Genomic DNA, 18,944 nt, shown 5'->3' with positions numbered 1-18,944 from the left:
TGTGGAGGAGCGGTGAGGACGCCGGTCCGAGAAGGTTGCCCGTCGGGTTATCCACTTGGCCGGCGCCCGGGCTTCGTGGCTGTCGGAGGGGGCTGGGATACTGAAGCAATGGCCAATAACCAGAACGCTGCACTCCTTTCCGCCTCCGACGCTGCCCTTGCCGCCGATTCCGCCGGCGTATCCGGGACCCGGGAACAGGCCCAGGGCGTGCTGCGGGAACTCGTGGGCCACCCCGAGGCGGAGTTCCATGACGGCCAGTTCGAGGCCATCGAGGCACTGGTCGACGGCGGCAGGCGGGCCCTGGTGGTGCAGCGCACCGGCTGGGGGAAGTCGGCCGTGTACTTCGTCGCCTCCTTGCTGCTGCGGCGCCGCGGCGCCGGCCCCACCCTGATCGTGTCCCCGCTCCTGGCGCTCATGCGCGACCAGGTGGCGGCCGCGGCCCGGGCGGGCGTGCGGGCGGTCGCCATCAACTCTGCGAACCAGCTGGAGTGGGACACGGTCCGCGAACAGCTCGCCGCCGATGAAGTGGACGTGCTGCTGGTCTCCCCGGAACGCCTCACCAACCCGTCCTTCCGGGAAAACCAGCTCCCCGAGCTCGTGCGCCGGACAGGGCTGCTGGTGATTGACGAGGCCCACTGCATCTCGGACTGGGGCCACGACTTCCGCCCCGACTACCGGCGCATCGCGGACCTCATCACGCAGCTGCCGGACACCGTCCCGGTGCTCGCCACCACCGCCACGGCCAACTCCCGGGTGGTCCACGACATCGAGGAGCAGCTCGGCAAGGACGTGCTGACCATCCGCGGCGCACTGGGCCGGGACTCGCTCCGGCTCGGTGTCCTGACGCTGCCCGATTCCCGCGAACGGCTGGGCTGGCTGCTGACCCACCTGCAGGACCTGCAAGGCAGCGGCATCATCTACACACTCACGGTCTCCGCGGCCGAGGACACCGCCCGGCTCCTGGCAGAGGCGGGGCACGAGGTGCTCGCCTACACCGGCCGCACCGACCCCGCGGACCGGGAACGCGCCGAGCAGCTCCTGAAGGACAACCAAGTCAAGGCGCTCGTGGCCACATCGGCCCTCGGCATGGGCTTCGACAAGCCGGACCTCGGCTTTGTGGTGCACCTGGGTGCGCCGTCCTCGCCGGTTGCGTACTACCAGCAGGTGGGCCGTGCAGGGCGTGGCGCGGCAAACGCCGACGTCCTGCTCCTGCCCGGGTCCGAGGACCGCGACATCTGGCAATACTTTGCCACCGCGTCCATGCCGTCTGAGGAAAAGGCCGCCGGCGTCCTGACGGCCCTTGCCGAGGCCGGAACGGCGGTGTCCACCGTGGCGCTCGAGGCCCGGGTGGATCTGCGCCGCACGCCCCTGGAACTGCTGTTGAAGGTCCTGGCCGTGGACGGCGCCGTAGAACGCGTCGGCGGCGGCTGGCGCTCCACGGGACAACCGTGGAACTACGACGCCGAGCGGTACAGCCGGATCGCCGAGGCCCGGGTGGACGAACAGGACTCGATGGTCATCTATCAGGACACCGCGGGCTGCCGGATGGAATACATCACCTCGGTGCTGGACGACGAAACAGCCCACGCCTGCGGCCGCTGCGACAACTGCGCGGGCCGCTGGTTCCGGGCCGATATCGCCGAGGCCGCCACGGAAACTGCCGGGCAGACCCTCCGCCGGTCCGGCGTGGTCCTGGAACCGCGGCTGCAGTGGCCCAGCGGCATGGACCGCCTGGGCGTGCCCGTGAAGGGAAAGATCAAGCCGGACGAGGCCCTCGCGGACGGCCGGGTGCTGGCCCGCCTGACGGACCTCGGCTGGGGCGGCGCCCTCCGCGAGGCCTTCGCCGCCGGCGCACCGGACGGGGCCGTGGACCCCGGGATGCTGCAGGCCTGCGTCCAGGTGCTCCGGGAATGGGGGACCGGAGACGCCCGGACGCCGGGATGGAGCGGGGCCGGCCGGCCGGCCGCGATCATCAGCCTGCCCTCGCGCGGGAAGCCGCTGCTGGTGGACTCCCTGGCCCGCGGGATCTCCGAGATCGGCCGCATCCCGTACCTGGGCCAGCTGCAGCTCAACCACGGCGGACCCACCGGCGGACGCGGCGGGAACAGCGCCTACCGGCTCGCCGGAGTCTGGGACCGGCTTGTGGTGGGACCCGAGCTCGAGGACGCGCTCGCGGGAATCCGTGGCCAGAGCGTCATGCTGGTGGATGACCTGGTGGACAGCCGCTGGACCCTGACCGTCTCCGGGCGGGCCCTCAGGCTCGCCGGCGCCGGCGCCGTTCTGCCGCTGGTGCTCGGCCAGGCCGGCTGACCTCCGCGCCCGCGTGGCGGGGGAGGGTCAGGCTGTCCAGGGTGCTCAGGAGCATCAGGACCGCAATCGCGACGAACGCGGCCCGGTACGGCGCCGCCGGGTCACCCGCGGCGAGACCGGCGGCAACACCGGTGGTTCCTGTGGCGTGGCTGCCGGCCTCGAAGACGCGCAGCAGGAGGGCCCCGACGGCGATCCCTGCCGCGGTGGCGAGCTGCACGAGCGTGGCCGAGACGGCGTTGGCGGACGGCAACTGGGCCGGGACGACGTCGGCGTACTGGACCGAAGCGTAGGCTGAGAACCCGATCGAGCGGAACGCCCCGCTGGCCACCAGCACGGCGACAATCAGCGGCTCCGGCGTGCCGGCGTCGAGCAGCGCGCACAGCGCAAATGTGGCCGCCGACGCCAGCGACGCGAACACCAGAACCGGCTTGAACCCGAAACGCCGGATCAGGGGCGTCGTCGCGGGCTTGATCCCAATGTTCCCCACGAATACGGCGGACACCATCGCTCCGGCGCGCAGCGGGTCCCAGCCGAAACCGGCCTGGAACATCAGCGGCAGCAGGAACGGCACGGCGCTGATGGTCAGCCGGTACACAAAGCCTCCCGTCGCCGTCGCCCGGAACGTCCGCGCGCCGAGGACAGACAGATTGAACAGCGGCGTGCTGGTCCGCCGCATCCAGCCCACGGCCGCGGCCAGGAACAACAGGCCCACCACGATCCCGGCTGCCGCGAGCAGTCCCGCGTCCCGGCCGCCCGTCAATTCCAGACCGACCAGCACGGAACCGACCCCAAGCGTGGTCAGGGCCAGGCCCAGCCAGTCGAGGCGCCTGGTGCGGTCGCCGCCCACTGTGGGGACCAGGCGCAACGCGGCCAGGAACGCCGCCAGGCCAAGGGGGAGGTTGACCAGGAAGATCCAATGCCAGGACAGGTAGGTGGTGAGCGCACCACCCACGAGCGGAGCCAGGACCGGTGCCAGCAGCCCGGGCCACACCAGGAAAGCGGTGGCCCGCAGCAGGTCCTTCTTCGGGGTTCCGCGGAGCACCACCAGCGTGCCCACCGGCACCATCATCGCGCCGCCAGCACCCTGCAGGACACGGCTCAGGGTCAGCATGGTCAGATCCTGGCTGAGCGCGCACAGCAGTGATGCCGCCGTGAAGATGGCAATGGCGAGGCAGAAGACCCGCCGCGCGCCGAGCCGCTCCGCGAGCCAGCTGCTGAGCGGGATGCCCATCGCCACGGTCATCAGGTAGGCCGTCATGGTGATGTTGACGTCGGCGGCCGGCACCGAGAAATCGGCGGCGATGCTGGGGATGGCCGTGGTCAGGACGGTGCCGTCGAGGAATTCCATGAAGAACGTCGCGGCCACCAGCAGGGCCAACCGCGGGCTCCAGCTGTCCGCGGCGGGGACGGTGCTGCCGGAAGAGTCCTTCACGCTGGCGTCCTCAACGTCAGGTTCACGCACGGCGGAGCGGCGGTTCAGATTCCAGCACTGCCATGGCGGCGTTGTGCCCGCCGATGGCACTGACGGCTCCGCCGCGCCGGGCGCCGGAGCCGCAGAGCAGGATCTGCGGGTCATCCGTCGCCACGCCCCAGCGGCGCGCCGGGGTGTCCAGCGGTTCGCCATCCTCCACGAACGGCCAGTCGAGGCCGCCGTGGAAGATGTTGCCGCGGGGCATGCCGACGGCGCGTTCAATGTCCAGGGTGGTTTTGGTTTCGATGCAGGGCCGCCCGTCCGGACCGGTCAGGAGCAGATCCTCGATGGGCTCGGCCAGGACGGAGTTCAGGGATGCCAGGACGGCTGCCTGCAGTTCGGCGCGCCGGTCCTCGTTGTTCTCCGCCGTGACCAGCCGGTCCGGGACGTGGAGGCCAAATACGGTCAGCGTCTGCGCGCCGGCGGCCTGCAGTTCCGGGGACAGGATGCTGGGGTCGGTCAGCGAATGGCAGTAGATTTCGCACGGCAGCGGCGAGGGCACGGAGCCGGCCGCGGCGGTGCGGTAGGCGGCGTCGAGTTGGGACCACGTCTCGTTGATGTGGAACGTCCCGCCGAAGGCGGCCTCCGGGCTGACGGATCCGTCCAGCAGCGCCGGGAGCCGCTTGAGCAGGAGGTTGACCTTCACCTGGGCGCCCTCGCGGCGATTGTTCGGATTTCCCGCGGCGTCGTTGGCTGCCGCGGGGGAACCGGCGCCGCCGGGCTGTCCTCCGGGCTGCGGGCTGCGCAGCCTGTCAAGGACGGCCGGCGCCACATTGGACAGGACCCACGGGGCGGTCGCCGTGTGGTCCTGTCCCTCATGGCGGTAGCCCACCACGCCGCCGGGCATGACGGCCGTGACGTCCGCCGAGGTCAGGATGGTCGCGCCGGCCTCGAGTGCGGCCCGCTCAAGCTCGCCGGACACCGCTCCCATGCCGCCAACGGGCACGTCCCAGTCGCCTGTCCCGCCGCCGATCAGGTGGTACAGGAAGCAGATGTTCTGCTGCAGGTCCTTGTCGTCAGCCCGGGCGAAGGTGCCGATCAGCGCATCCGTCAGGACCACGCCGCGGACCAGGTCGCTGCCCAGTTCCCTGCTGATGGCCTGCCCGATGGGGTGTTCGATCATGGCCTCCCACGCCTCGGCAGCCCCGGCCCGGGCGGCCAGGGACCGCGCTTCGGAGCGCGGCAGCAGCGGCGAGGTCATGGTCGGCCACAGGGCTTCGGTGAGCTTCCGGCAGGCGGCGTAGAACGCGGTGAAAGCGCGGAACTCGCCGTCGGGAGCGCCGACGGCGGCGAACGAGGCGGCGGTGGCAGCCTCGTCCCCGTTGTCCACCAGCAGGGCCCGGCTGCCGTCCGCGGGATCCGGTGTGTAGGAGGAGTAGCGCCGCCGCGCCAGCGTGATGCGCAGGTCCAGGTCCTCGACGATTTGCCGGGGCAGGAGGCTGACGAGGTAGGAGTAGCGCGAGAGGCGCGCGTCGACGCCGTCGAACGCGTGTGCGGACACCGCGGCCCCGCCGGGGTGCTCCAGCTTTTCCAGGACCAGGACGTTGCGCCCTGCCTTGGCCAGGTACGCGGCCGCGGCCAGGCCGTTGTGGCCGCCGCCGACGATGATGGCGTCAAATTCCTTGTTGCTCGACGTGGGGTTGCTCGACATGGGCCTATCCTGCCACCCGGGTCCGCCGCCGGGCGCGCGGCGTCCGGCCACCGGACGGGGCGGGCTTGCTGCCGACCGTGCCGTCGCGGCGTTGCTCGAGCCTCTCGGGTGCAGATCAGGGCGGATGAACGACGCCGATCCGCCCTGATCTGCCCGGGAGAAGGCTCGGCGCGTACGAGGCAGGCTCCGGACCCTATGCGCCCGGGAACGCAAAAGGCCCCGGTCCGAGGACCGGGGCCAAACGCGGAGACGGGGGGATTTGAACCCCCGGTGGAGTTGTGCCCCACACTTCATTAGCAGTGAAGCCCATTCGGCCGCTCTGGCACGTCTCCAATTGCTAATAACTAGCCAACCAAGGATACGCAGAAGGTGCCACGCAGTGCAAAACGGCCCGCCCCAGGCAATGCGGAGTCACCCGCGGCCCATCCGGAGGACCTCCATGGACCGGAAGTGACCCCGCTTTGCCGGGCGCCGTCAGGAGTTCGGGATCAGTCCTCCCGGCCGGCCAGGGCACGCCACAGGAAGTGCTGGCTGCGGCTCTGCAGGGCCGCCGCCTGCCGGTTGTCCGAGGCGCCGGCGTGGCCGCCCTCCAGGGCCTCGTGGAACCAGACGTTGGGGATGCCCATGGCCTGCATGCGGGCTGCCATCTTCCGGGCCTGGACCGGGCCCACCCGGTCATCCGAGGTCGCCGTCCAGATGAAGGTCTCCGGGTAGTCCACGCCGTCCCTGAGCAGGTGGTAGGGCGAGAACGTCCTCAGGAACTCCCACTGCTCGGGGACATCGGGGTCGCCGTATTCGCCAATCCAGGAATAGCCCGCGGAGAGTTTGGTGTACCGGCGCATGTCCAGGAGCGGGACCCCGCAGGACACGGCGCCGAACAGTTCCGGGTACTGCGTGAGCATGTTGCCCACCAGCAGTCCGCCGTTGGAGCCGCCCACGCAGCCGAGCCGCTCCCGTGATGTGACACCGCGGGAGATCAGGTCCTTCGCCACGGCGGCGAAGTCCTCGTAGGCGCGGTGGCGCTTGCCCTGCAGCGCGGCCCGGTGCCAGGCCGGCCCGTACTCGCCGCCGCCGCGAATGTTCGCCACCACGTAGACGCCGCCGCGGCGGTGTGGGGTCTCACCCTCGGCTCCGCGGGACTCCGCCGTGCGACGCTCCAGCCACGCCCGGCCGATCGCGCCGCTGTACGCCGGGGTTCGCGAAATCTCGAAGCCGCCGTAGCCGGACAGCTGCGTCGGGTTCTGGCCGTCCAGCACCAGGTCCTTGGCGGCGACCTGGAAGTACGGAACCTTGGTGCCGTCGCTGGACACCGCGAAATGCTGCTGGACTTCGTAGTCGGCCTCGTTGAAGAACGACGGCGCGGTCCGGATCACCTCGTGCGTGCTGGTTACGCCAGCCCCGGAGTCACCGGTGCGGGCGAGTGTCCCGCGGGTCAGGGTGGTGGGCGTCGTGAAGCCGGTGGCCACGAGCCAGAAGTCGTTCCCCGCGCCCGGCGCCTCGCCCTCGGCCACCGAGGCGGCGCCGCCGGTGCCGTCGTCGTCCGAGCCTTCGGCGTCGTCTTCGTCATCCACCGCGAAGGCATTGACGTCGTGCAGGGGCGGGCAAGCGTCCAGCACCGTGGCATCCCACGCGGTGTCCGTTCCCGGGCGCCGCGGATCCAGGACGTGGATTTCCGAGGCTACGTCCCGGAGCAGGTTCAGCAGCAGGAAGTCCCGCGTCCAGCTCCAGGACTGCAGGGACGTGTGCGGATCCGGGGTGAAGAGCACGGCGAGGTCCCGGGAGCCGGCCAGGAAGTCCTCGAACCCGGCCGCGAGCAGGGAACCGGCCGGGTGCGTGGTGCCGTTGACGGTCCAGTCGCGCTGCGGGCGGAACAGCAGCCAATCGCGGTGCGAGCTCAGGTTCACGTCTGCGGGCACGTCGAGCTGCACCCATTCGCCGTCGCGCAGCACGGAGGTGTTCTTCTCGAAGAAACTGATCCAGTCGACGGCGAAGGTGCGCTCGAAGCCCGGAGTGGAGTCGTGCGCCACGATCGCCATCATGTGGTCCTCGGGAATGTCGAACAGCTGCTCGGCCTGCGCCAGGGACTCTCCGCGGCGCAGCTTCACCCCGGTCCGCGCGTACGACGAAGTGGTCCGCGGCAGGCCCTGCGCGGTGGTGGCGACCAGCAAGGTGTCCGCGTCCAGCCAGGAGGCGTTGCCCTTGCCGGTGGGCAGGTCGAAGCCGCCGTCGGCCGGACCCACAAAGCTGCGTGCCTCGACGTCGAACTCCCGGTGGCGGTTGGCGTCACCGCCGTCCGGGGAGAAGGCCAGCAGGGCCCGGCGGTGGGGTTCGCCCGGGGCAGGGCGGAGGAAGTTGGCGCCGTGGAAGACCCAGTCGTGGCCCTCGGCGGCGGCGAGGGCGTCGACATCGAGCAGCACATCCCACGCGGGGGTCCCGGCCCGGTAGCTGTCCCAGCTGGTGCGCCGCCACAGGCCCTTGGGGTTCTCGCGGTCCTTCCAAAAGTTGTAATACCACTCTCCGTGCTTGCCCACCATGGGGATCCGGTCGGTGGAGTCGAGGACCTCCAGGATTCGGCCTTCCAGGTCGGCGTACTCAGCATCCTCGAGGAGCTCCTCGGTACGGGCATTCTGTTCACAGACCCATGCCAGCTGTTCCTGGCCGTAGATGTCTTCCAGCCAGATGTTCTCGTCAACAGGTTCGGGGGAAATCCCTCCAGTCGGGAGGGCGCCGGTGGCGTGGCCGGACGCGGACGGGTGATCAGCTTCTGTGGTGGTCATTTTTCAATCCAAGAACATCAGTGCGGCAGTGGCAAGTCACGCGGGCGTCAAACCGGCCGCCGGGTTGCCGATACTCTGGATGCCGTGGGCATATCGCGAAGCATCCGGACGGCAGTGATAGGCGCCGGTCCCCGGGGCACGAGCGTGCTGGAACGGCTGCTCGCCAACTGGGTCTCCGCCGGCTCCGCGGGAACCCTGCACATCGACGTGATCGACCCATACCCGGCGGGCCCCGGGCATGTCTGGCAGCCCGGACAGTCGCGGCTGTACCTGATGAACACGCAATCCTTCTATCCCACGGTCATCCCCGAGGACCGGGAGCTCGCCCCGCCGCTGGCCGGGCGCACGTTCGACCAGTGGCGCGAAGTCCAGCAGCACAATCCGCAGCCCTCGCTCACTGACGAGGAACGGACCGAGGTGTCCCGGCTCGGCGAGACAGACTTCCCCAGCCGGGCCATGTATGGCCGCTACCTGCGGTCCACGCTCGAGGAGCTGCTCACCGTGCTGCCGGCGGGCGTCACCGTGGACTTCCATCTGGCGACGGCGGCTTCCGTCCGCCACTCCGCCGCGGAGCCTGCTGACCCGGCGGCCGCCCCGGGGGTCCCGGGGGAAAGTTCGGTGCGGTTCGACGTCGTCCTCGAGGACGGCACGGTGCTTACCGTCGACTCCGTGGTGCTGGCCATGGGCCATCTCGACGCGCGGTTGAACGCCGAACAGCGGGAGCTGCGCACCGCCGCGGAGGAACTCGGGCTCCTGTACGTGCCGCCGGCGGCGCCCGCCGACGTCGACTGGTCCGTGGTGCCGGCCGGAAAGCCTGTCCTGGTGCGCGGCATGGGCCTGAACTTCTTCGACGTGATGGGACAACTGACGGAGGGGCGCGGCGGCCGGTTCCTTGCCAGCGAAAGCAGCGGTGAACTGACGTATGAGCCGTCCGGCCGCGAACCACTGATCATCGCTGCCTCACGCCGCGGAACGCCCTACCGGGCGAAGGCGACCCTCACCGGCTACTATCCCGGCGCGGTCCAGCTGCGGTACTGCACCGAGCAGGCGATCGCGAAGTTCGCCGACTCCGGAATCCGGCCGTCATTCGACCACGACCTCTGGCCGCTCCTGCACCGGGACGCGATCTGGGCCTACTACTCCACGCTCGCTTACTCGCAGCCCGATGCCATCCTGACCGGCCCGTCCGAGTTCCTGCGCGCCCTGGAAGAGTCCCTTCGGCCGCACGCGCATTCAACCGGAAAGTGGGAAACCGCCGCGGATTCGGTGATCGCCGTCCATGTCCGGGACACCAGCCGCCTGGACCTGCCCGGCCTCGCGGCGCCCCTGGCCGGGCGTTCGTTTGGCTCCCGTGCTGAACTGGACGCCGCCGTCGTGGACTACCTGCTCGACGACGCGCGGCGCTCTGCACTCGGCGAGGACGACCCCGTGAAGATGGCGATCGGCGCCCTGCACCACGGCCGGGCCGTGCTCAAGACCGCTGTAGCCGACAGCGGCATCACGGACGAATCCTGGGTCGCGGGCCTCCGGGGCTGGTTCGAATCCTTCGTGGAGGGCCTGGCGAGCGGCCCGCCGGCGCTGCGTGCTGCCCAGCTCGCGGCGCTGGCTCGGGCGGGGGTCGTGCGTTTCGTGGGTCCGGACCCCAAGTTTGGCGTAGATCGCCGGGCCCGGAAGTTCACCGCTGCATCGCCCTGGGTGGGCGGCGGAGCCGAGGAAAACGCCGGCGAAGAGTCGGAGGATGCCGGCACGTATGGTGCGGGACGTGACTCCGTTGGCGTGGGCGCTGCGGGTGTGGGTTCCGGGAGTCCTGCGGTAAGTGCGGTTGCCGCGGGCGCCGCCGGCATACTGAGCGCCGGCATCCTTAGCGCCGGTGCGCGGGGCGCCGGACCGGCGAGGGCACGGACGGAGAATGCCGTGCCGGGTGCCGTGTCCGCGGCAGCGATGATCGAGGCGCTGGCACCGGCCAACCGGGTGGCCGTCAACTCCGCGCCCCTGCTGGAACAGCTTCTCGCCGAAGGGCTGGTGCGGCCGCGCCTCATGATGACCGTGGAGGGAACCCCGGTGCAGACCTCCGGGCTGGACGTCATCGCCCATCCGTATCGTCCCCTGGGGGCCAACGGGTCCGTGACCCGGGGTCTGTATGTGCTCGGGCTCCAGCTCTCCGCCACGCAATGGGGCACAGCAATCGCCGCCGAGGCCCTGCCGAAGTCGGGCCCCGTCTACCGCAGCGGCCAGCGGACCCTGCGCGACGCTGACGAGATCGCCCGCGACATCCTGGCCAGCTAACCCGCCCCCGCTCCGCCCGCGCGTCCCGGAAGAATGGACATGCCCTCCCGTGGGGCCGGGCGGTGGACTGGTGGTGCTTATGTCCAGTGCTGCGGGCCAGGGGAGGGCATGTCCAGTGGTGGGGACTAGAACGTCCGGGCTACGGCATCAGCCGTTGAGGCACTTCTGGTACTGGATCCACGCGATCGAGTACCTGATCCAACCGAAGACGTCGTACCACTTCTTCGGCGGGACCGGTGCGGTGCACTTCGGCGGGACGGGCGTGCTGGCCGCGACCTTCACCTCCGCCTTCACCACCGTGCCGGATTCGACGGCGGTGAGCACCAGCGTGCCAGTGCCCGCGGCGGCTCCGGCGGGAACCAGCGCGCTCACCGTGGCGGCCCCGGCGGACACCGGAACCGTGCCGAGGGACGTGACCTTACCCGCGGCATCGGTGAACTCGGCGCGCAGGGTGGCGTTCGCCGGGCTGCCCAGCGAGGTCAGGTCCAGCTTCGAGACGGCCAGGTTCATGGATTCCCCGCCCTTGACCTGTGCCGCCGTCGTGTTCACAACGGCTACCGAGCGGCGGGCGAAGTCGGGCGAGACGGGGTTGTGGGTCTGCAGGTACTTGATCCACGCGTCGCGGTCCACGAGCCCGGAGTCCTTGGTGCCGGCGCCTTCCTTGAAGATGCGGAAGTTGTCACCACCGGTGGCCAGGAAGTTGAACGTCCCGATCCGGTAGGACTTTGCCGGGTCGATCAGTGCACCGTTGACCCGGATCGAGGTGATCCGGTCACCGGCGGCGCGGGCGGCGTCGTAGGTGTAGTTCACGTTCTTGGACAGGCCCAGCTGCTGGTACGCACGGCTGGGAACCGTGCCGTCGGGGTTGGTCTGCCACTGCTGCTCCAGCAGGGTCTTGAACTGCGCACCCGTGAGGGACGTGGTCCACAGATTGTTCACGAACGGCAACACCGCGTTGGCCTCGGCGTAAGTGATGGTGCCGTCCGGTGCGTAGTACAGCTCGTTGCGCAGACCGCCCGGATTGACGACGCCGATTTCGGCGGCGCCGAGTTCCGGCGCCTTCAGCGCATCCACTAGGGAGTCCGCCACCAGGTTACCGAGGGTGGACTCGCTGGCCCGGTCGTCGCGCACCGACGGGGAACCGGCGAACGCCGTCGTGATGTCCGCCGTGACCTTGCCGACCGGCTGGTTGCCGACCACGGCGGCGTCGGCCAGGGCCTTGTCCACGATGGTCTTGACGGCCGCGACCCGGGGGTACTGCGCCACAAGATCGGCCGCGGGCTGCGCGGCACTCGTGGTGCGCTGGACGTTGCCGGCCTTGTACCCGGTCACCGACATCGTCTTGGTGTCGATGGTCAGCTGGATCTGGCCGATGAACTCGCCGTAGTTTCCGGTCTGGACGATCGGGCGGGTCTTCCCGGTGGGCTGGCCGGCCGGATCCAGGACCGGGGCGTCCCAGGAGTACTGCTTGTGCGTGTGGCCGTTGAAGATCGCGGCAACATCAGGGGTGACCTTCTGGACCATCTTGGCGAAGGGGCCGCCGGCAGCGATCTCCTGCTCCAACGTGGCGCCGTCGGGCGCCCCGGATCCGGCGCCGTCGTGGTTCTCCACAATGATGACGTCGGCGAGCTTGTCCGCCTTGATCTTCGCCGCGACCCGGTTGATGGCGTCGACAGGGTCACCGAACTCAAGGTCCGCGATGCCCGAGGGCGTGACCAGGGAGGGCACTTCCTGCGTGACGGTGCCGATCACGGCCACCTTCACACCGTTCATGTCCAGGACCGTGTACTCGGGCAGGACCGGTGTGGTGGTGCCCTTCGTGTAGACGTTGGCGCCCAGGTACGGGAATTTGGCGTTAGTCCCGCCCGCGGTGACGCGGTCGCGCAGGTCAGCCCAGCCGCCGTCGAACTCGTGGTTGCCCACCGCGGACGTGCGCAGCTCCAAGGCGTTCAGCACGTCGATGGTCGGCTGATCCTTGGCCATGGCCGAGGCGAACAGTGAGGCGCCGATGTTGTCGCCGGCCGAAATAAACGCCGTGGCGCCCGGAGCCGCGGCCGCACGCAGCTTCTCGATGGTCCCCGCGAAGAACACGGTGTTGGAATCGATGCGGCCGTGGAAGTCGTTGATGCCCAGGAAATTCAGTTCCACGCTGGCCGGAGTAACGGGCAAGTTCAAGCCCACCACCACCGGATCATGGTCGCTCGCCCGGAACTGGTCCGCAGCGTAGTAGTCGGTGACATTGTTGTTGTAGCGGCTGTACTCCAGCGCCACGGATTCCACGGAGTTGATGTTCCAAATGTCCGCGCCGGTGACAGCGGCGTTGGCCGCCGGCGAGGCGAGGATGTGGTCCAGCGAGCCCACAAGGCCGCCGAAGAGGTAGGAATGCTTGGCGGATCCGTCGGCGTTTTTGGCCTTCTCATCCTGGTTGACGTACCCGGCGCCCGTGAGGACGTTGAGCGGGTCCTCCTTGGCGTAGGAGTTGAAGTCGCCGATCAGGAAGACCTTGTCCGTGCCCTTGGACTTCTGCAGTTCGTCCGAGAACGCCAGCAGTGACTTGGCCTGGGCGGTGCGGGCCAGGTTCGAGGCGCCCTGGCCCTTGTCGGTGTCATCCGGCGTGGCGGCGGAGCCCTTGGACTTGAAGTGGTTGGCGATCGCGATGAACTTCTTGTCATCGGAGGCGCCCACGGGCTTGAAGACCTGGGCCATCGGCTTGCGGGCGCTGGCGAAGGCGACCGTGTCGTTGTGGATGATGGATTCGCCGACTGGTTCGGCGGCGGCCTTTTTGTAGATGAACGCGGTGCGGATCATGTCCTCGTCGGCCAGCGGGGGCGCGTTGGCGGGCGTGCGGACGTAGTCCCAGATCCCGGGGGTGGCGATGTTCAGCGCATCCACCAGCTTGGCGAGGGCGTCGTCCCGGGTCTTGCCGAACTGGGCCGAGTTCTCGACCTCCATCAGTGTGACGACGTCGGCCCTGGACTTGGAGATGGCGGCGACGATCTTGTCCTGCTGCCGCTTGAGGTTTTCCGCGTTCGCGGCGCCGCGGACGTCGCAGCCGCCCTTGACGGTGATGGAGTTGCCGTCCCGGTCCGGGTAGAACGTGCAGCCCGGAATCTGGTCGCCGGTGGTTGGGAAGTAGTTGAGCACGTTGAAGGAGGCGAGTTTGAGGTTCCCGCCCACGGCGATGGGGGCGTCCGCGCGGGTGGCGCCGAAGCTTGCCGGCTGCACCGTGTCCGCGTTGGCGGCGGTCAGCTGGGTCAGGGGCTGGAACTTCCAGGCGTTGTTCGCGTAGCTGAGCACCACGTTCGTTTTGAACGTCACCGGGGAGCCGACCCGTACGGGGTCCGCCGTGGTCAGGTACGGGAGCACCTGGGCTTTGGTGGCGGAGTCCTTGAGGAAGTTCGTGGTGGCGCCGTCGTCGAGCTTGATGCCGCGGGCGGCGTTCGCCGCTGCCGTGGCGGTGTATTCGGCGGAACCGAACGGTGCGACGGCGGTGGGCTGCTCCAGCGCGGTGGTGCCGCCGGCCAGGCCGATCTCGCCGTACTGGTTCAGCGAGAAGTTGTCCGCCACGGTGACCGGGCCCTGCGGGGTGAGCAGCATGCCTTCGAGGGACTCACGGAAGGCCTCGTCGGCGGGGAGGGCGAAGCCGGTGGCCTTGACCTCGGGCGCGGCCTCGGTGAGCTTCTTCAGATCGGCGGCCGCAGCGACGTTCAGCTGGGTCATGCCGAAGAATTCGCTGACGGCGCCGGTGAGTTCGACGTAGTCGCCGATCCTGACGGAGCCGACCGTGGACGGCGAGTAGACGAACACAGCGTCCGACGCCGCGTGGTTGGCCGGGGTGAGGTCGCCGCCCGTGCCGGGAGTCTGGATGTAGTAGCCGGCGAAGCCGCCGGTGGGGAACGTCGCCGTGACCCTGCCGCGCGTGGTGACCGATGATCCGGCCAGAGGGCTTGCGGCGCCGGTGCCCTGGATTTCGGCGATGGTCTTGCTGGCCGGAGGCGTGCCGGGGTCCACCGGCGGGTCGACCGGCGGGTCGACGGGGCCGGGATCCGCGGCACCGTTGGCGGTCTTCGGCGTGATGGCCGCGTTGAGTGTGAGGTCGGCGGAGTTGTTGTTGGTGTCCGCACCCTTGGTGCGGTTCAGGCTCCTGACGTCGGTGTTGCCCGACGGCGCGGCGGCGGCCTGGGCCTCGAACGTGTTGGACGTGCCGTAGCCGAGCAGGTCCGCGACGTTGGCCTGTTCGATGACCGAGCCTGTCGGCAGCGGGTTGAGGGCGGTGGCCTGTTTGGCCAGCACGATTGTGCCGCCGGCACCGGCCGGGTTGAAGCCGGTGGCGGTGGCGTCCGCGGCGGGAAGGTCGGCGCCGGCCGTGCCGTTGCTGCCGCCCTTGAGCAGGTAGTAGCCCTTGGCGGGGATGCTGCCGGACAGGGCTGCAACGGAGCTCGGCGCCCCCGCACCCGAGGCCGAGCGGTACTGAAGCGACCAGCCCTCGAGTGAGACGGGTGCGTCAGAGCCGTTGTAGAGCTCGACGAACTTGTTTTTAAAGGCCGCGCCGGAGCTTCCGCCGCTGATGTAGGCCTCGTTGATGACCACCGGCGAGGTTCCGGTTGCGGCCGGCGAGGCGTCCGTGGCATTGGCCGGCACGGCCGCCAGCGGAGCCGCTATGAGCGCCGCCGACAGGGCTGTGCCCAGTGCTGTTATCCAGGGTGTTGGTTTCATCCGCTCTAACTCTCATTAGGGTGCCCCGGGTAAAGGGCAGGGTGCAGTGCGTCCGCGGGTTCAGCGGACAGTGGCCGGCCTGAACTCCTGGTCAAGTCGCGCCGGGCCCATCCAAACAGGGGTGAATGAACAACGTGTGGATTAAACGTGCATTCGGCGGGACGTCCCCCAGCGAGACGTGCCGCAGCCATCCCGGAGCGGCTCGAGAGCCCCGGGCAACGGTGACTGGTGATGCGGGTGAGCGGTGTCCGGGTGCCTCCACCGGACGCTCCACAGCAGAATACCGGCCAGTAGCCCTTGTGGAAGGGTCTGGCCGGTATTTTCTACAACAATTTTTGGAATTAGCGGGGCAGGGCTTGCGGCCCTGGCCGGTTATGCGTCGGCGGCGGGCTGAGCTCCCTGGCCGGTGTCGGCCACAATCTTGAACATCGCGCCCGTGGGGTCGGCCAGCGTGGCGAGCCTGCCGAACGGAGTGTCGTCAGGGCCGTCGATCACCTTTGCACCGAGGGACACTGCCTTCTCGATCGTGGTGTCGGCATCCTCAACGGCGAAGTAGACCTGCCAGTTGGACGGGACCTCGGCCGGGAGGTAGGCCGAAGCGTCCATGATCCCGGCCTTGGCGGCCGGCCCGGCACCCAGCGTGGTGTAGCGGAATTCCGGGGTGTCGCTCATGACGTCGGTATCCCAGCCGAAAACGTCCTGATAGAACTTGACGGCGGTGGCGTAATCCTTGGTGTGGAGCTCGTGCCAGGCCGGGGCGCCGGGCTCGGCCGCCAGCTCATAGCCCTTCATTTCGGCCGGCTGCCACACGCCGACGGACGCGCCAGTGGCATCGGCGATCATGGCCATGCTGCCCTGTTCCGGGACATCCATGGGTTGCATGTAGACCTGGCCGCCGTGCTCCGTCGCGGCCTTGACGGTGGCCGCGGCGTCCTCTGAGCGCAGGTACGTGGACCACATGTCCGGCCACGCGCCCTGATCCTCCTGCTTCTGCATCAGGCCGGCCACGGACTTGCCGTCCTTCCAAGCCGTGATGTAGCCGCCGTATTTCTCTTCATCGCCGGTCTGGTACGTCCAGCCAAACAGTGCACCGTAGAACGACTTGGCCTTCTCGGCATCGGAAGTCATGAGGTCGATCCAGCACGGTGCGCCGTTGGAGTGGTCGGGTGTAGGCATGGGAGCTCCTGCTCTCTGTGGCGGCCCCGCCATGTAGGGCGCGGCCGCCGGACTCTGTGTTTGATGGAGACGTGTGATTGGAGAAGGGGTGTTGGAGACGGGGTGGAGACACAGAGAGACTATGACGGGGCACCGACACTTTCAATGGGGCCACCCGTCTGTGGCCGATTTCGTGGACCGTTTGGAGCCGGCTGTTGAGGGCCCCCGCGCCGGGCGCGGTCAGAGCGATGCGTAGAGCTTGCCCGTTGATGTCATCGAGCCGTCCCGGTTGAACATTGCCGAGGTGCCCATCTGGGGGTCGTCGATGGGGCGGACCTTCCAGGCAAACCGTTCCACGAATGGCATTTTGCGCATGCCCACCACGGTTTCGCGCATGAACTTTTCGACCTGAGGGCGGGTGTATTCGCTGCGACGCGTCTTGGTTGCCCTCCAGTCCGAGACCGCGTATTCGGTGACCCAGACCGGCCGCTCATACTTCTCGTGCAGCGCGGCGACTTTCCGCAGGAAGCTGTCCGAGTTCGGCCAGGCATAGCAGTGCATCGTCATGAAATCGACGCGCAGGTTCTCCCGTTTCACCCGCAACATGAACCTATCCAGCCAGGGGCTCGTTGGGCCGACCGTTGCCGGAGATCCCAGTCGTAGCCCGGTGGTCTGCAGCAGCGGCCAGAGCCGGACAGCCTCATCGACGGACATGTTGGCCTGCAGCGGGTGGTCGGGTTCGTTGAAACCGAGGAGGTTCTTGGTTTTCGTTTGGCCCAGCTCCCGGTTCACGTACCCGAGCGCGTCTTGTTCGAGGAGCCGCCGGGCGTCTTTGATCATGGGGACGAAGGGCAGGCCGGTGTACGTCCGGCTGGACTGCCAGGTGTAGTACCAGTCGGCGTTGAGGCCTTTGATCTGCCGGAAGGACACGGCGTCACTGCCGCCGTTTGATGCGCCTTTCAGCGCCAGGGCAGGCGTGGCAGCCTGAGCCGACCCGGCACCGGCAGCGATAGCGCCGGGGACCGCCAGGGCGGCCAGCGGGAGGGTGAGAAATTGTCGGCGTTCCATGTGTTCCTTCATCAGGTCTTGGCCCTTGCCTGGGCCACGCCGCGTGGCGGGCCCGTTCCGGTTCGGGGGCTAGTTTTTGTAGGACGGGTAGCCTGTGCGCAGTTCGGCCAGGGCGGTGGTGTACCGAGCCCCTGCTGCGGCAAACCTGGTGCGGGTGGCCGCGAGTCGGGTTTCGTTGCCTGCTTTTGTCTGGGCGTATTTGGTGCGGAGCGCTCCCGTGCTGGCCTTGAAGTCGGCGACGTCTTTGGCGTGAGCGGCCGCAAGCTCGGCGCGCTTGATGGTGTAGTCAGCCTGGGATTTGGTGTACCCGTCGCGGAGGGCTGCGATCCGCGCGTCCCGGGCGGGGGCTTCCTTGGCGTAGGCGGCTTTGATCCTGGCCCGGGCAGCCTCGTAGTCGACCTTGGACTGGGTGTACCCGACTCCGAGGGCTTCGATGCGGTCGGTCTTGGCCCGGAACTCGCTGTCGTATTTTGCCTTCAGTTGGGCCTTAGCCGCTTCGTAGTCTGCCTTAGATTTGGTGTACCCGTCCCGGAGGGCTTGGATGCGGGCGTCTCTGGCGGGGGCTTCTTTGGCGTACGCCGTCCTGAGGGCGGCGAGTTCAGCTTCGTAGGCGGCGACAGCCTTCGTGTACGTCGCCCTCAGGGCATCCTTGGCGGCCATGGTTGTCGCCGCGGCGTAATCCCTGGCGTAGGCAACTTGCTTGGCGCTGCGCGCCGCCTTGGCCTTCGACACAGCCGCGTCGTAGGCAGCCCTCTTGCTGGCGTAGTTGGCGTTTTCGTTGGCGATGGCCTGGTCGAGGGCTGGCCTCTTGCGGTTATTCGCTTCGGTCAGTGCCGCGATGGCCTTGGAGTAGGCCTTGGTCTTGATGTCGAAGGCAGCTCGTTCGGCAGCAATGGCGGCGTCGAGGGCTGGGCGCTTCTTGTCCTGGGCGGCGCCGAGGTCGTTCAGGGCTTTCGTGTTCGCTGCGGCCTTCTGGGCGTAGGCGGCCTTTTCCGCTTCGAGGGCTTTGTCGAGCGCGGGCCGCTTCGTGCTGTTCGCTTTGGTGAGGGCGGCGATTGCCTCATCGTAGGCCGCGTCCTTGGCGTCGAGGTCGGCTCGCTGGGCGGCGAGGGCCTTGTCCAGGTTGGGCCGGAGGTTCTGTTGGAAGGCGTATTCGCTGGCTTGGTCATCCACGAAGCGCTGCGCGGCGGCCTGGTAGTCAGCGGCCAGGATGGCGAAGGCTGCGTTGTAGGCGGCTTTAGTCATCGGGGCGCCAGCGAGCGCGGCCGCCGTGCGTGCCGGACTGGTTGTGATCGTTTGCGTGGCGGCACTGGCCGCCGGAGCCACCGCCGCGGCACCAAAAGCGAGTGCAAGGCTGAGGCCAAAGATGCTGGTGATGCTGGTGGTGGTCTTCTTCACGAGGCTGATCGTACAGGACCACTTTGCCATTTTTGAGCCAGGATGCTACGGGAGCGTTAAGAATGCGCTGATCTTGCGGAAAACAGGCGACTGCCGGTCACAATTCGGCGTA

Annotated in this window: 9 protein-coding genes and 1 tRNA gene; 2 read left to right on the top strand and 8 right to left on the bottom strand. The window is 68.7% G+C overall.

The genetic code is table 11. The annotated features are described in order from the left end of the window. The first annotated feature begins 108 nt into the window (after positions 1-108). Positions 109-2,310 carry a RecQ family ATP-dependent DNA helicase gene (locus tag AC1DDO_RS05170; RefSeq protein WP_476867360.1) on the top strand — a complete coding sequence of 734 codons (2,202 nt, stop codon included), beginning with the start codon at positions 109-111 and terminating at the stop codon, positions 2,308-2,310. Here AC1DDO_RS05170 and AC1DDO_RS05165 read toward each other — a convergent pair. The 4 genes from AC1DDO_RS05165 to AC1DDO_RS05150 form a co-directional block, all read right to left on the bottom strand. Continuing rightward, on the bottom strand, positions 2,255-3,742 hold the full coding sequence (locus AC1DDO_RS05165; RefSeq protein WP_476971575.1) for an MFS transporter: 1,488 nt from the start codon (positions 3,740-3,742) through the stop codon (positions 2,255-2,257). The two genes, AC1DDO_RS05170 and AC1DDO_RS05165, sit on opposite strands and share 56 nt — an antisense overlap. A gap of 22 nt (positions 3,743-3,764) precedes the next feature. Beyond that, positions 3,765-5,432, bottom strand: a complete 1,668-nt coding sequence (locus AC1DDO_RS05160) for a phytoene desaturase family protein (RefSeq protein WP_476971574.1) — start codon at positions 5,430-5,432, stop codon at positions 3,765-3,767. Positions 5,433-5,676: 244 nt separating this feature from the next. Then, positions 5,677-5,764: transfer RNA gene (locus tag AC1DDO_RS05155), tRNA-Ser, on the bottom strand. Between the two features lie 156 nt (positions 5,765-5,920). Continuing rightward, complete coding sequence (locus AC1DDO_RS05150) at positions 5,921-8,209, bottom strand: prolyl oligopeptidase family serine peptidase (RefSeq protein WP_476971573.1); 2,289 nt, start codon at positions 8,207-8,209, stop codon at positions 5,921-5,923. Positions 8,210-8,293: 84 nt separating this feature from the next. Here AC1DDO_RS05150 and AC1DDO_RS05145 point away from each other — a divergent pair, with 84 nt between their 5' ends. Further along, positions 8,294-10,495, top strand: a complete 2,202-nt coding sequence (locus tag AC1DDO_RS05145; RefSeq protein ID WP_476971572.1) for an FAD/NAD(P)-binding protein — start codon at positions 8,294-8,296, stop codon at positions 10,493-10,495. 147 nt (positions 10,496-10,642) lie between these two features. On the opposite strand, the gene AC1DDO_RS05140 is transcribed toward AC1DDO_RS05145, so the two are convergent. From AC1DDO_RS05140 to AC1DDO_RS05125, 4 genes are all read right to left on the bottom strand, one after another. Next, on the bottom strand, positions 10,643-15,211 hold the full coding sequence (locus AC1DDO_RS05140) for an ExeM/NucH family extracellular endonuclease (protein ID WP_476971571.1): 4,569 nt from the start codon (positions 15,209-15,211) through the stop codon (positions 10,643-10,645). Between the two features lie 372 nt (positions 15,212-15,583). Continuing rightward, complete coding sequence (locus tag AC1DDO_RS05135; RefSeq protein ID WP_476867366.1) at positions 15,584-16,387, bottom strand: VOC family protein; 804 nt, start codon at positions 16,385-16,387, stop codon at positions 15,584-15,586. 219 nt (positions 16,388-16,606) lie between these two features. Further along, positions 16,607-17,434, bottom strand: coding sequence for a glycosyl hydrolase (locus tag AC1DDO_RS05130; RefSeq protein WP_476971570.1), 828 nt, complete (start codon positions 17,432-17,434; stop codon positions 16,607-16,609). Between the two features lie 69 nt (positions 17,435-17,503). Beyond that, entirely contained in the window at positions 17,504-18,832 is a 1,329-nt protein-coding gene (locus tag AC1DDO_RS05125; RefSeq protein ID WP_476867368.1) for a hypothetical protein, read from the bottom strand. Between the last annotated feature and the right edge of the window lie 112 nt (positions 18,833-18,944).

This window comes from Arthrobacter sp. 10N43 (assembly GCF_056394525.1).
This window is presented reverse-complemented; position numbering and strand designations above follow the sequence as displayed.